This window comes from Vagococcus fluvialis bH819 (assembly GCF_900163795.1).
Lineage (GTDB): Bacteria > Bacillota > Bacilli > Lactobacillales > Vagococcaceae > Vagococcus > Vagococcus fluvialis_A.
Genome location: NZ_FWFD01000008.1, coordinates 87,983 through 102,302, shown reverse-complemented (window position 1 = coordinate 102,302; position 14,320 = coordinate 87,983). Strand labels below are relative to the sequence as shown.

Annotated in this window: 16 protein-coding genes; 9 read left to right on the top strand and 7 right to left on the bottom strand. The window is 32.1% G+C overall.

Annotation, left to right across the window (positions count from 1 at the left end; all coding sequences use genetic code 11):
* Positions 1–111: 111 nt before the first annotated feature.
* Complete coding sequence (locus FM121_RS04535; protein WP_086950971.1) at positions 112–1,140, top strand: DUF916 and DUF3324 domain-containing protein; 1,029 nt, start codon at positions 112–114, stop codon at positions 1,138–1,140.
* A 73-nt stretch (positions 1,141–1,213) separates the two neighbouring features.
* Here the strand turns inward: FM121_RS04535 and FM121_RS04530 are convergent, their stop codons facing one another.
* The 4 genes from FM121_RS04530 to FM121_RS04515 all read right to left on the bottom strand — a co-directional run bounded on the left by FM121_RS04530 (position 1,214) and on the right by FM121_RS04515 (position 3,608).
* Positions 1,214–1,816, bottom strand: a complete 603-nt coding sequence (locus FM121_RS04530) for a Type 1 glutamine amidotransferase-like domain-containing protein (protein WP_086950970.1) — start codon at positions 1,814–1,816, stop codon at positions 1,214–1,216.
* Between the two features lie 13 nt (positions 1,817–1,829).
* Positions 1,830–2,414 carry an AAA family ATPase gene (locus FM121_RS04525; RefSeq protein ID WP_086950969.1) on the bottom strand — a complete coding sequence of 195 codons (585 nt, stop codon included), beginning with the start codon at positions 2,412–2,414 and terminating at the stop codon, positions 1,830–1,832.
* 153 nt (positions 2,415–2,567) lie between these two features.
* Positions 2,568–2,936: a hypothetical protein gene (locus tag FM121_RS04520; protein ID WP_086950968.1), complete on the bottom strand. Its 369-nt coding sequence runs from the start codon at positions 2,934–2,936 to the stop codon at positions 2,568–2,570.
* A 12-nt stretch (positions 2,937–2,948) separates the two neighbouring features.
* On the bottom strand, positions 2,949–3,608 hold the full coding sequence (locus tag FM121_RS04515; protein WP_086950967.1) for a DNA/RNA non-specific endonuclease: 660 nt from the start codon (positions 3,606–3,608) through the stop codon (positions 2,949–2,951).
* A 154-nt stretch (positions 3,609–3,762) separates the two neighbouring features.
* Between FM121_RS04515 and FM121_RS04510 the strand changes: the two genes are divergently transcribed.
* Both FM121_RS04510 and FM121_RS04505 read left to right on the top strand, forming a co-directional pair.
* The gene (locus FM121_RS04510) at positions 3,763–4,464 is read left to right on the top strand and encodes an ABC transporter ATP-binding protein (protein WP_086950966.1); all 702 of its coding nucleotides are present in this window, start codon (positions 3,763–3,765) and stop codon (positions 4,462–4,464) included.
* A gap of 11 nt (positions 4,465–4,475) precedes the next feature.
* Complete coding sequence (locus tag FM121_RS04505; RefSeq protein ID WP_086950965.1) at positions 4,476–7,181, top strand: ABC transporter permease; 2,706 nt, start codon at positions 4,476–4,478, stop codon at positions 7,179–7,181.
* A 239-nt stretch (positions 7,182–7,420) separates the two neighbouring features.
* Here FM121_RS04505 and FM121_RS04500 read toward each other — a convergent pair whose 3' ends face one another.
* Together FM121_RS04500 and FM121_RS04495 are read right to left on the bottom strand one after the other, a co-directional pair.
* The gene (locus tag FM121_RS04500) at positions 7,421–7,831 is read right to left on the bottom strand and encodes a hypothetical protein (protein ID WP_086950964.1); all 411 of its coding nucleotides are present in this window, start codon (positions 7,829–7,831) and stop codon (positions 7,421–7,423) included.
* Positions 7,816–8,268: a LytTR family DNA-binding domain-containing protein gene (locus FM121_RS04495; protein WP_086950963.1), complete on the bottom strand. Its 453-nt coding sequence runs from the start codon at positions 8,266–8,268 to the stop codon at positions 7,816–7,818. Before FM121_RS04495 ends, FM121_RS04500 begins: the two co-directional genes overlap by 16 nt.
* A gap of 241 nt (positions 8,269–8,509) precedes the next feature.
* Between FM121_RS04495 and FM121_RS04490 the strand changes: the two genes are divergently transcribed.
* Positions 8,510–9,031 (top strand): hypothetical protein, encoded by a 522-nt coding sequence (locus tag FM121_RS04490; RefSeq protein WP_086950962.1) that lies wholly within the window; start codon positions 8,510–8,512, stop codon positions 9,029–9,031.
* A gap of 17 nt (positions 9,032–9,048) precedes the next feature.
* On the top strand, positions 9,049–10,509 hold the full coding sequence (locus FM121_RS04485) for a flotillin family protein (RefSeq protein ID WP_086950961.1): 1,461 nt from the start codon (positions 9,049–9,051) through the stop codon (positions 10,507–10,509).
* 60 nt (positions 10,510–10,569) lie between these two features.
* Here FM121_RS04485 and FM121_RS04480 read toward each other — a convergent pair whose 3' ends face one another.
* Positions 10,570–11,202 (bottom strand): hypothetical protein, encoded by a 633-nt coding sequence (locus tag FM121_RS04480; protein ID WP_086950960.1) that lies wholly within the window; start codon positions 11,200–11,202, stop codon positions 10,570–10,572.
* A gap of 109 nt (positions 11,203–11,311) precedes the next feature.
* Between FM121_RS04480 and FM121_RS04475 the strand changes: the two genes are divergently transcribed.
* From FM121_RS04475 to FM121_RS04460, 4 genes are all read left to right on the top strand, one after another.
* On the top strand, positions 11,312–12,262 hold the full coding sequence (locus FM121_RS04475) for an aromatic acid exporter family protein (protein ID WP_179203792.1): 951 nt from the start codon (positions 11,312–11,314) through the stop codon (positions 12,260–12,262).
* A gap of 117 nt (positions 12,263–12,379) precedes the next feature.
* A complete protein-coding gene (locus tag FM121_RS04470; RefSeq protein ID WP_086950958.1) occupies positions 12,380–12,934 on the top strand; it encodes a hypothetical protein in 555 nt (184 codons plus the stop codon).
* A gap of 18 nt (positions 12,935–12,952) precedes the next feature.
* On the top strand, positions 12,953–13,693 hold the full coding sequence (locus FM121_RS04465) for a M15 family metallopeptidase (protein WP_086950957.1): 741 nt from the start codon (positions 12,953–12,955) through the stop codon (positions 13,691–13,693).
* Positions 13,693–14,319: a glycoside hydrolase family 73 protein gene (locus FM121_RS04460; RefSeq protein WP_086950956.1), complete on the top strand. Its 627-nt coding sequence runs from the start codon at positions 13,693–13,695 to the stop codon at positions 14,317–14,319. Before FM121_RS04465 ends, FM121_RS04460 begins: the two co-directional genes overlap by 1 nt.
* The last annotated feature ends 1 nt before the right edge of the window (position 14,320 follow it).

Here is a 14,320-nt window from a genome sequence, read left to right as displayed (position 1 = left end):
TAATTATTTAAGAAATTGAATATGAGTGAAAACTCATATTCAATTTCTTTTTTATTCTTTATTATGAAAACTTTAGAAATCTAAAAAATAGTTAATAAGGTGAGATATCAAATGAAATACATAGGAAAAACAATTCAAATAGTAATACTTTCTGTCTTATTTTGTGTGATTACTTCGGAAAATACGCAAGCAAATGATGATTTTCCTCTATCTATAAGTGCAATTCTACCGGAAAACCAAATCAATAAGAATGTCGGTTATTATGATTTAAAAATGGAGCCGAATCAAGAGCAAATTTTAGATTTAGAAATTAGCAATTTGACCAAAGAAACTAAAAAAATAAAAGCTGAAATCAACAATGCAACTACAAATGATGTAGGTGTTATTGATTATTCTAATAAAGAGGATGATTTTAAGAAAGATGATTCACTGAAGCTTTCCCTAGAAGATATAGCAGCAGTTAATAAATCAATGACGATAAAACCTTTTTCTAAAGAGACAATAAAAATTAAATTAAAAATGCCAGAAAATAATTTCAAAGGAATTATAGTTGGTGCTGTCCGTATTTTTGAAGAGGAAGATACTGGGGATAAAAAAGCAGACTCTGATTTACAAATGAGAAATAGAACTGTCTATACGACAGGAATTAATTTACGCGAATCAGAAACGAAAATCGATGCAGAATTAAATTTAATAAAAGCATTTGCAGATCAAGAAAATGGAAATAATTATGTTAAAATTAATATTCAAAATAATCAGCCGGTTGTACTTGAAAATATAACGTATAGTGCGGAGGTTTTTGAAAAAGGCAATTCTAAACCTTTACATCAACAAAATGAAAGTAACTATCGATTTGCGCCACAATCTAATTTTAATTTTAAAGTTGATTGGGAAAATGAACCCTTTAAAGCAGGGAAATATGTGGTCCATATGGTCGCACAATCAAAGGATACACAACAAAAATGGGAGTGGAATCAAGATTTTGAAATAACAAAAGAAGAAGCTGATAAATTTAACAAGACTAATCAAAATATAAAAGAGAAAAAAAATTATACATATATATATGTTGGGGTTTTTATAGCTATTCTATTAATAGCTACTATTTGGTTTTTATATGTTAAATTTAGAAAACAAAAATAATAAAAAAGATTGTTACAAGAATGATAATTCTTATAACAATCTTTTTTTACAGTCAAATCAAACAAAAAAAATTTTACGGCTCCAACGGGCTAACATCAGAATAAATCATCACGTCATCATCTCTCAAAATAACTAGCTCTAATCTATCTTGATAAATGTCTTGTATCTTCAAAGCCGCTTCACCAAGATAGTCCGTTTCTGCATGGGGAACTGGGTAAGTATTGATAACATGTAATCCATCGGTCCTTTTCAAATTAGGGGCTTTTTCAGGTTCATCCATGCATTGAATGTAATTAATATCTGGACTCATAATGACAGAGCCAGCAGACTCTCCAATGTATAATTTACCTTTATTAATATGATTGATAATCAGCTGATCTGCGTTACTTTTTCTAAGTTCTTGTAGTAAATAAAAAGTATTACCACCAGCAACAAAAATAATATCTGCGGAAACAATCACTTCTTCTAAAGTAGTTGATTCTATATTGACTACGAAAGGAATCATGCCTAATTCTTTTAAAAGGTTAAAAGATTGGTCTACGTACTCTGAATATTCTTCAACTTGACTAGCAGTATTAAAAAAAGCGACTTGACTACCAGTAAGTTTATTTGTAGAAAAATTTTCTAGTTTTTGATAAGAGTCTTGGAATGATGAGCATAAAAACAATTGTTTCATGGTTTTGTTCTCCTTAATTTAGGTTAAATTTTTTAATTATTTTGTTGGTTACTTGTTGTGGTGAAAGACAGGTATTATCGATAGTCATAGAAGTTACTTTTGGAAATAATGTCTGAAGTTCTTCTAGGGAAGTCTCTAGTCGATATTTTTCCATACTAGTGATTAATTCATTTTGAGAAAAGGTAATATTTTGTTTGGATGGTTTAGCTTGTAGTCTATTTTCATGAATATTTCTTTTAATTCGAGTCTCGACAGCTGCGTTTAAAGCAACGAAATAAACAACTTGTTGCTCTTTTAAAAAAATAGAGGCAATTTTTTCTAAAAAATCGATATCAGATGAACTATCAAAATCAGCTAATACTGTAAAAATGATTGTTTTAGTTAAGTTGGTCTTAATGTTCTTAACAAAAGATTCAAAAAGATTGATTCTTGTTTCATCGGACAAACGAAAAGCGTCTTCGGTGTAGCCTAAAAAATTAGCGTATAAATCAATGGTTTGGTGGTTAAATAGAAGTTTTCCTTCTATTTGTTTTTCAAGTTCTTTCCCAACCGTCATTTTTCCAACAGCGTGAGGGCCTATTAATACAATTAGACTCATCCATCGTCACATCCTTTATTTAATGTTCATTAATTATACCATGTCTAGTTAAAATGTCGGCTATAATAAATGAGTGAGAACAGATTATATAAAATTAATTAGCTCACTAACTTTGTTGATGCTAAATGTTAGTGAGCTTTTTTGTATAAGTAGTTATAGAGATAGTATTGTTGTCTTTAATGTGTGGTTTTCTAATGCTATTAAGAATTCATTAATGCTTAAATCAAAGGTTTCACTGTCTTTCTTATTTAGACTATAAGGAATAACTAGTACAGAAGTCGTTGTCGCCAAGATATAATCATTGTCAATGGTTTGAGCAAAGACAGTATAGTTTTGAAGTTCTTCCTTGCCCCAAATATCATCGTCTTTTAAAAAATCTAAATTTTGATAAAAGATGTTATCTAAGTTAGCTAGATTAAATAAAAGGTAGCCTTGATAATCAGAAATATTTTGTGCGTTTAAGAGTGCTAAATAGTGCTGTGGTTCGGTTGATGTTAGTTTATGTTGTAATTCTTTAAACATTAAGTCCAGCTCCTATTTTTTATTTTCAATCGTGACATTGAAGTTGATTTTGGAATGCTTAGCTAGTCCTTTACCTTCCATTTTTACTGCAACAGGCATACCAACATCCCCTTCGTAAACTGGTATGACACGGTAACGGATTGTTTCCCCATTATCAGCGGCTTTTCGGACCATATTTTCATATTTTGTCATGAAGGGGGTATTAACCGGATTTTGATAAAGGGTGACTAAATTTTTGGGCTCTTCACCACTCCCGCCAAGTTGTCGTCCGATTAGATGCCCACGTGAATGATTGTTTGGATCAGTACCAGAAATGAAGCCAGGTGGTCTAATTTCTTGTTTGGCACTACTACCAGTTCCAATCATTTTAGGTGTGATCAAAGCATCGGCTGTGGTTGGTCGATGATAGGAGTCATACTCACCATAATGAACCCAACCTTTTTTATTATCTTTTAATTCTTCAGCAGTAAAAGTAGCCTCGCCATGTTCAATTGGTCCAGGATTATCACCGGAATTACTTGTTGGTCCCTGTGTTGTTTTTTGAGTGGCTGGTAACCAGTCATTAAAAAAATCAGGAATCTGAATCCCTGCAAAAGCTAAGCCTAAAATAATGATGAAACCAATCAATATCGTGGCTGGATGTTTTTTATTTTGTTGTTTTTTCTTTGCCATTGTTTTCCCCCTAAATGTAATACATATATTATAAAGGATAAACACAATAAGAACAACAGTTCGTTTTACGTTTTTGATAATAGAAAACGGATTTTATTTATAAAATGATGGTTACTTTGATATAATTAATAAATAAGAAAAGTGAGGTGTCATAATGAGCTACGTAGAAGTTAAAAATATCTTTAAACGTTATCATATGGGTGACAATGTGATTGTCGCAAATAACGGAGTATCATTTTCTATTGAAGAAGGGGAGTTTGTTGTGATTCTTGGTCCTAGTGGGGCGGGGAAATCAACAGTTTTAAATATTCTAGGTGGTATGGACAGCTGTGATGAGGGACAAATTATCGTTGATGGTGTGGATATTGCTAAATATAATACTAAAGAATTAACGACTTATAGGCGACTAGATGTGGGATTTGTGTTTCAGTTTTATAATTTAGTACCAAATTTAACAGCTAGAGAAAACGTTGATCTAGCGTCTCAAGTATCAAATAAAGCGCTAAACGTTGATCAGGTTTTAGCTTTAGTTAATCTGGATCATAGAAAACAAAACTTTCCCTCTCAATTATCAGGTGGAGAACAACAGCGTGTCGCCATTGCTCGTGCCTTAGCCAAGAATCCTAAGTTACTTTTATGTGATGAACCGACAGGCGCTTTGGATTTTGAAACGGGGAAACAAGTATTGAAAATTTTAGAAGATACTTGCCGTAAACAAAAAACAACGGTCATTGTTATTACACATAATTCTGAGATTGCCAAAATGGCTGATCGAGTGATTAGAGTGAATGATGCCAAAGTAAGAAGCATTGAGGTTAATGACAAGCCATTGCCTGTTACAGAAATTGAATGGTAGGAGGTAGAGGAATGAGCAAAAAAGCACTCCGAAAATCAAACATAAGAGAAATTTTTCAATCCAAAGCTCGATTTTTTTCCATTTTATTAATTATTTTATTAGGTGTTTGTTTTTATGCAGGGATTAAAGCAACAGGACCTGACATGATTCATACAGCAGATACTTATTATAAAAAACAGAAATTAATGGATGCTAAAATTATATCTCCTATTGGTCTTGAAAAAGAAGATTTGGATTTGGTTAAGAGTAATAAAAATGTGAATCAGGTAGAAGGTAGTTACACTTTAGATGTGACGGAAAAAAATGAAAATAGTATCATTCGTTTGATGTCATATGATTTGAACAATCAGTCACCTTTAAATCAGCCACGATTGATTGAGGGGAAATTACCTGAAAAAACTGGTGAAGTTGCTTTAGATAATCGAGCCAAAGAATTAAAAAAATACAAAATTGGTGACAAGATTATTGTTCAATCAGAAAAAGACCAATTGAAAAAAGAAAGCTATCAAGTTGTTGGCTTGATTAATAGTCCGTTGTACATCGACCAAGTTTCGCGAGGAAACACAACGGTTGGTAAGGGATCAGTGGATATCTTTGGTATCGTTCCTAAAACTGATTTTAAGTCAGATGTTTTTACAGAAATGTCTATTAGTTATCATAATACAGAAAAATTAACGAGTTACAGTAAGGATTATGATAAGCGTATCAAGGCTAATGAAAAAGAAATTAAACAGTTATTAGCAGCAAGAGAACAGGAACGTGTTGAAAAGATTCAACAAGATGGAAAGAAACAAATCGAAGAAGGCAGAAAAAAAATAAGGGAAGGTCAGAAACAGTTAGATGAAGCGCAAAATCAGCTTAGTTCTCAGAAAGAGCAATTAAAAGTAGCTGATACAATGGGACAACCTATTCCTGGTGAAGTGAAAGAAAGTTTAGATACGGCTGAAAAAGAATTAGCAGCTCAAGAGGAGCTGTTAACAAAAGAAGCTAACAATCTGAAAAATAAAGAAACTGAATTACAAGAGATGACTGATTTAAAGTATGTGTATCAAGATCGAAATGATAATCCAGCTTATACAGAATATAAAGATAATGCGGACCGGATTTCTTCGATTGCGACAGTCTTTCCAGTTTTCTTTTTTATGATTGCAGCGTTGATTTGTTTGACAACGATGACACGTATGGTGGATGAAAAGCGTGGTGAGATAGGAACACTTAAAGCGTTGGGTTATAGTAATTTTGAAATTGCTCAAAAATTTATTGTATATGCGGTATTGGCGAGTGTCATTGGTAGTTTATTAGGATTAGTGATTGGGTTTAATGTCTTTCCGTCAGTGATTTATAATGCGTATGGGAGTCTTTATAACTTGCCACCAGTCATTATTACCTACTACCTAAGTTACTCATTGCAATCAGTCGTTGTGGCGCTTTTATGTACTGTGCTATCATCAATGATTGTTCTTAGAGTTGATTTACTAAGCACACCGTCCGTTTTAATGAGACCCAAAGCTCCCAAACCTGGTAAGCGAATCTGGTTAGAGAAATTGACGTGGGTTTGGTCACGACTTAATTTTAATCAAAAAGTGACAGCTCGAAATTTATTTAGATATAAGCAGCGAATGCTAATGACTGTTTTAGGAATTGCCGGTTGTATGGCGATGATTATTACAGGCTTTGGATTAAAAGATTCGATTGGTGACATTGTGGATATCCAATTTTCTAAAATCTGGCATTACGATGCGACAGTTGTCTATAATCCAGAGGCGACAGAATCAGAAACTAAAATCTATGAAAAAGAAAGAGATGGGCTAGATGTCTACGCTTCCCATTTAACCTTGTCTCAAAAAACGGTAGAAGTTGTTAATGATGGTTATAAAAAACAGGAAGTGGTAGTTGATACACCAAAAGATAAGAAAGGGCTACATGATTTTATCACTTTTAAAAATCGGGAATCAGGAAAATTATATTCATTAGATGATTCTGGTGTAATTATTAATGAGAAGTTAGGGAAGCTATATGAATTAAAAGAAGGTGACATGCTCCAAATAAAGGCAAGTGGTGATGAAACGAGAGAAGTAAAAATCAGCCACATTGTAGAAAATTATGCGATGCATTTTATTTATATGACGCCTACTTATTATGAAAAAACGTTTGGAGAAAAGCCTGATTATAATGTTGATTTATTAACATTTAAAGATAAGTTAACTAAAAAATCAGAAGAAAAATTAGCTGAATCATTAATGGATACTAAAAAAGTAATCAATGTCAGTTTTACGAGTCAAATTGGTAAAGCGATGGATGACACTATGGGAAGTTTAAATATCGTTGTTTGGGTGTTAATTGTCTCAGCCGCAATGCTTGCTTTTATCGTTTTGTATAATTTAACGAATATTAATATATCAGAGCGAATTAGAGAATTATCCACAATCAAAGTCCTAGGTTTTTATAATAAAGAGGTCACGATGTATGTTTACCGAGAAAATAATATTTTAACTTTCTTAGGGATTCTACTAGGATGTATTTTAGGAAAATTACTCCACGGTTTTGTGTTACAAACAGCAGAAGTCGACATGATGATGTTTCCACCTGATATTCATTGGATAAGCTATCTCTATTCAGCACTGTTAACTATTTTATTTTCACTTGTAGTTATGTTTTTCATGCACCGAAGATTGACGAAAGTCGATATGATCGAAGCCCTAAAATCGAATGAATAATCAGAGTGGATAAAAAATCGCTTTGCTCCGAGTAACTGGAGGAAACAGCAAACAATCCATGGTTTTAGGATTGATTGCTGTTTGTGAAGTTACCGAAGGCGCAGATTTTTTATCCCGGACTAAAACAGGGTGGTGAAAAAGCGATTAGCTCCAAGCAACTGGAAGAAACGTTAATGATTATTCAAAAAAGAGAACTGTGATTTGTTTATATCACAGTTCTCTTTATATTCCTTATTTTTTTAAGATAGTAATTTATTTAATTCTTTGACTTGTTTATTTGTTTCTGATTTGGCATAGAAATAATAAGTAATTAGGTGACCAATAAATGTTAAAATAATGAAAACTAATAGATAAGGCTTGATGGATAAAAACATTTCTGGTGAAAAAAGATAAACCACTAAAAAACTGGACACAGAATTAATGAAGGTACTAATTATAATATTAAAACTCGCCTTTAATGTGGAATATTTCCAAAGATAAGGATATAAAATACCAAAAACGATACCGAATAAGCTACCGATAGCTAGAATATGCCAAAAAAAGTTAAAAGGAACATTTTGATTATGAAAAAGTAATGTAGCTAAAAATGTTACCCAAATGATAGAACCTAATGTTGTTTGAATGAATGAATTTTTTAACTGTTGAAACATAGCAATCTCTCCTTTATTTGTTTAACATAGTGACGACTGACAATGTAGTGTTGTTGGCTTTTTGTAATAATTTCTAAACGAGCATGTTTTTCAACTTGGAAAGTATAGACATGATTTAAATTAATAATGGTTGATTGGTTAATTTGATATAAATTATTTTGAGTTAAAAAAGTTAGTTCTTTGATTCTTTTAGGATAAAAATAACTTTCTTGATTAGTAAGAATTATTTTAGATACATGACCTAAAGTAGTTATTGCCTCAATATCAGAAATCGTAATAATTTTTTGTCGATTATTGTTCGGTTGTGTGACTATTAGAGTTTGTGGTATTTGGATAGTTTTAGTTAATTTATCTAATAGTAACTGATTACTAGGATGGCTAATAATATCAAGTTCATCTTTATTCTTTTCCTCTAAATATTTAACGTTTATTTTCATATATTGTCCTCCTAACACCTATAGAATAGCAAGATTAGTTTATCATTAAAATTCTTTTTTTATAAGTTGCAAAAATAATGTGTTTTGTTGCAATGGCTTATATTAATGATAAAAAATAGTTTCCAATGTACGTTTTCTTTTTATTGTTAACGCCAACATATAATTATAACGAATATACTATTATTTTATCTGTAATATTGGTAGAATAATGTTAAGCTAGTTAGAAAGGAGTGAGAAGAAAGTGATAGCTGGTTATCCATTAGATACGATCTATTTATATATTTTAATTGGCTGTACTGTTATATCCATCCTATTATTTATTTTCGGTGATATTTTTGATTTTGATGGCCCACTTGACCCAATGTTAATGGTGCCATGGATAGCGTTCACCTCACTATTCGGAATTATAGGTGAGAATTTTTTTAATTTAAAAAGTCTTGTTGTCTTTCTTATTAGCGGTGGAATAGCGACTATTATAGTCTTTTTGATGAATTTCTACATATTGGTACCACTTAAAAATTCAGAATCGAGTATTGCGATTACAGAAAAGGATTTAGAAGGTCAAAAAGCTACGGTGATTACGCCTATCCCACTTAAAGGTATGGGGGAAATTAAAATATCAAGTGTGACAGGAACTATTACTCGACCAGCAAGTTATTATAAACCTCAAGTTGAAGAGGTCAAAGCAGGATCAGATGTCTTAGTGATTGAGATTAAGGACCGTGTCTGTTATGTCGTTCCATATAAAGAAAACTTTATTTAAAAGGAGATTGTTAAATTATGGGGATTTTATTTTTACCAATTATATTAGTTGGAATTATTGTATTAATGCTTTTAGTAGTTTTTGTTTCAAAATATCAAACAGCAAAACCAGATGAGGCGTTAATTATCAGTGGTAGCTATTTAGGTGCTAAAAATGTTCATCAAGATCAAGGTGGCAATAAACTAAAAATTGTTCGTGGAGGAGGAGCTTTTGTACTCCCTGTCTTCCAACGTTCCAATCGTTTAAGCTTACTCTCAAGTAAATTAGATGTCTCAACACCAGAAGTGTATACAGAGCAAGGTGTACCGGTTATGGCTGATGGAACATCAATTATTAAAATCGGCTCTTCAGTTGAAGAAATAGCAACTGCTGCTGAGCAATTCTTAGGTAAGACACGTGAAGAGTTAGAAAATGAAGCACGTGAAGTTTTAGAAGGTCATTTACGCTCGATTTTAGGATCAATGACAGTTGAAGAAATTTATCAAAATCGTGATAAATTTAGTCAAAGCGTTCAAGAAGTTGCCAGTGTGGATTTGGCTAAAATGGGACTGATTATTGTTTCATTCACGATTAAAGATGTTCGTGATAAGAATGGGTACTTAGATTCATTAGGGAAACCACGTATTGCTCAAGTAAAACGTGATGCTGAAATCGCTGAGGCAGAAGCTTTAAAAGAAACACGCATTAAAAAGGCTCAAGCTGAAAAAGAATCTCAACAAGCCGAACTTGGTCGTCAAACAGAAATCGCTGAAGCGGCAAAAGACAAAGAATTAAAATTAGCAGCTTATAAGCAAGAACAAGATATTGCGAAAGCCAAAGCGGATCAAGCGTATAACTTAGAAAGTGCGGTTGCACAACAACAAGTTGTGGCTCAAGAGATGGAAGTTAAAGTTATTGAGCGTCAAAAACAAATTGAATTAGAAGAAAAAGAAATTATTCGTCGTGAGAAACAATACGACTCAGAAGTGAAGAAAAAAGCAGATGCGGATCGTTATGCGAGAGAACAAGAAGCACTTGCTTCAAAAGCACGTGAAGTAGCCGAAGCCGAAGCAGAAAAATTCAGAGTGGAAGCAATGGCTGAAGCAAACGCTTCTCAAGTTCGTATGGATGGACAAGCACGGGCAGATGCTATTTTAGCTCAAGGTCAAGCTGAAGCCGAAGCAAAAGAAAAAATTGCAGAGGCCTTCAAACAATATGGTGAAGCAGCTGTCCTAAGTATGGTACTTGAAATGTTACCAGAACTTGTGAAAGAAGCTTCTCAACCTCTTGGTAATATTGAGAAAATTACGGTTGTTGATACTGGAGAAGGTGGAAAAGATAGTGGTGCCAATCGGATCACTAATTATGCGACTAACCTTTTAGCCTCTTCTCAAGAAACGTTGAAAGAAACAACAGGACTTGATGTGAAAGATTTACTAGAAAATTTCGCCTCAAAAGGGTCTAAAAATATTGTTAATGTTCAAGAAAAAGCAGAATAATAAAAAATCAGCCACATTTTTTGCAATTTAGATGCAAAAAATTGTGGCTGTTTTTTTTAACTAATGTTTATTCACTGAGGCCTGTTTAAGAAAATTTTTAATCAAGCTTGATGTGTACTCCATATTACTGATGGATTCCTCAGCAACCATAGTTACAGAACCATAAGTTCGATCAATAATGGAAGCTTGTTCAGTTAGATTATCAACAGGAAGGTTTTCGTATAGAAGCTCTTCTTGTTCAAAACCAGTTTGCATATAAAGTATTAAGGAATCATAATTATTTTCGATAATTTTTAAACTACTACTAATGAGCCGAAGTTTATCATTATCAACATCAATGGCTTCCTTACTACTTATGCGTTTAAGATCTTTACGGTATTTTTTGACTTCTTTTTGTCCAGCAACTAATTCATCTAATAATTCTTTTCGTTTATTGAAATTTTTATAAAGATCTCCTTCTTGTTCTTGGAAGAGACCGGTTTTAGGTTTAGCATCCATATCTTTTTCGAAAGAAGGTTCAATTTTTTCAACAGTTTTCAATAAGTCTTTAATAATTGATTCCTGTTGTCCAATAACAACGTTTAGTTCTTTAGAAACTGCTAAAGATTCATCAAGTTCTTGTGTGATGCCACAAGAAGTGATAAAAAATAAAGTACTCAATAAAAATGAAATGGCTACCCATTTACGTTTCATTTTAAATTCCCCCTGTAAGTTATATAATATACGAAAGAACTAGATTCTGCTAGTATTTGACGTAAAAGTATTTATGATTTTTAATAGAAGGTATGTGAGGAGTGTAAAAATGAAAATAGGTTTACGAACGATAAAAACAGTCATAACAGCAACTTTAGCAATTATTATCGCTAATTATTTAGGTTTAAAGTACCCATCAACGGCTGGTATTATTGCTATTTTAAGTGTTACAAATACCAAAACATCTTCTTTTAAAGTTGGAATTGGACGTATCTTGGCGTTGTTTGTCGCTATTTTAATATCTTTTGGAAGTTATTATTTATTAGGATATACTCCGATTGCATTTGGTGTATATTTATTATTGTATATTCCAATCGCAGCAAAATTCAAGATGTCAGAAGCAATTCCAGTTAATTCAGTATTAGTCACCCATTTTTTAAATGAAAAAAGTATGTCTGGAGATTTAGTAAAAAATGCCATTTTATTACTCTTAGTAGGTGTCGGTTTAGCTTTAATTTCTAATTTGTACATGCCGAATGTAGAAAAAGAAATAGAAACTAACAAAAAAAGAGTGGATGATGCGATTAAATTCTTATTAAAAAAAATGTCAGAAACATTAGATGATAAACGAGCCATTTTAGATTGTGACTTGATTGTTGAAGGAGTTGCTAAAAGTATTAAACAAGGAGAACAGTATGCTAAAAATCATTTAGATAACCAGCTACTAAGTAAAGATATCTATGAAATTAGTTATTTTCAAATGAGATGGATGCAGTTAAAAGTATTGGAAGATATGATTGATTTGATAAAAAACATTGATGTGGCTACAGATGTTTCTGAAAAAATAAAAGAATTGTTGGATTACATTTATATAAATTATGCAGAAAATAATGATGGGGTGCTTTTAAAAGAAAAAGTCTCCGATACAATGATTTATTATGAAACTAAGGAGCTACCAACAAGCAGAAAAGAATTTGAGAACAGGGCGAGATTGTATCAGTTTTTAACGGAAACTCAAACTTTTATTGATATAAAGGTTAATTTCAATCAAGAAAAATAGTTATTAAAATTTCTTATAAATTTGCATAAAAGATGCTTTTTTTTTAAGTAAAGGGTAAAATAGTAGAGAGTGATTTAACTAAAAAGTTACAGAAAATATGAAAGGTGTGTGAAAACGATGCATCAAGCAATTGTTAATATTTTACTAGATCGAATAAAAGATCAGTTTGTTAGCGAAAAATTATTTTGTGAACATTTTTTAGCAATACCTTATGAAGAATGGATAAAATGGAAAAAAGGTCAGCAATCCTTATCAAATGAAAAAATGCAAAAATTAAAAAGTCTGTTTTCTGATTATGAATGGATGTTAATTCAAAAAATAGCCAGACAGACCATTCTATTTCCAGAAAAAAGAAATTATGTTGTTTCAGAATATAAGCGACTAAAATCTATTATAGCTAAAGAATGGATTAAGACAGGTATGACAAAAGTAGAGATGATTACTCAACAAAGTGTATCAGATAAAAAAGAAACTGCTTATCCTAAAAAAAATATGGTGAATCTTCGTATTTTTATGAGTTACGGTGAATGGGGTTATGATGATATATTAGAATTCTGTATGCCAGGAACCATTCAACAGCAAATAGCTGAGTCTCAGGTTGATTTAATTGAATGGGTAGACGAGAACTTAATAGAAACATATAATCAAAACGTAGAAGAAGCAGAAAAATAAGGGGATTTGTAGAGGTTTATGGCAAAAAAAATATTTATCATAATTACTTGTTTATTTGTTGGACTAGCAATTATTTTTCATACTCAAAAATCTAATAAAGATAAAAAAGAGACCACAACCATATCAACAGAGCAAGTAGTCAAGAAAGAAGAAAGCCATTTACCTGGGAAATTAGATGACTGGAACTTAATACTCGTTAATAATGAACATCAGATAAAAGAAGAACCAACTAATTTGAAAGAATTACCAGATGGTCATAAAGTGGATAGTCGTATTCATGATGAATACCTAGCTTTATCTGAAGCGGCTGCAAAGGCAGGTTTTGAGTTGACCATTATTTCATCTTATCGTTCTGTAGCTGAACAAGAAGAAATTGTGGCAAGAGATATTCAAAATTATCTTTACCAAGATTATTCTGAATCTGAGGCCAAAGAGTTGGCAATGAAGTATTTAACAGTTCCAGGCTTGAGTGAGCATCATACTGGACTTGCCTTAGATGTTTTAGATGTAAAATGGTACGAAGAGGGAAATATGCTAGAAGAAGAATTTGGTGAAACTGATGCTGGAAAATGGTTAGATGAAAATGTTAATCACTATGGTTTTGTCATTCGATATAAAAAAGGTAAGGAAAAACTAACCGGTATCAATTACGAACCATGGCACATTCGTTATGTTGGAAAAGAAAACGCTGAGTATATGACTAAAAATCAGCTTGTTTTAGAAGAATATATCGAACAACTAAAAAAAGTAGGTAAATAATGGCGAAAAGAAAAAATTATGCCCCAGTTGGCTTAAATAAAATCCCTATTTTTTTAAGTATAGTTATTATAGGAATAGGAATATTTGTTTTTATGTTGAGTTTAAGAGGGCTAACTACCCCTAGTGATGATGTGAGCGTCCCAGTTGAAGATATGGCTTTAGAAAAAGAAGAATTTATTAACCAACTCGTTCCAGTAGCTAAAGAGTTAAATCAAGCTCATGGGATTTTACCAAGCATTATTCTAGGTCAAGCAATCTTAGAATCTGATTGGGGAAGAAGTGAATTGAGTGCTAAATATAATAATCTCTTTGGGATAAAGTCATTTAGTCCTCATGACGATTCTGTTAAACTAAAGACAAAAGAATTTAAAGATGGTAAATGGATTGAAATTAATGCTAATTTTAAAGTATATGCTAGCTGGAGTGATTGCATGAAGGATCATACGTTATTGTTTGTTAATGGGGTAGATTGGGATCCTTATCTATATCAAGGTGTGTTGTTAGCATCAGATTATACAACAGCAGCCAAAGCACTCCAAGCCTCTGGTTATGCAACAGACCCTGATTACGCATCAAAAGTGATTAGTGTGATTGAAAAATATGAGTTATATCAGTATGATAAATAAA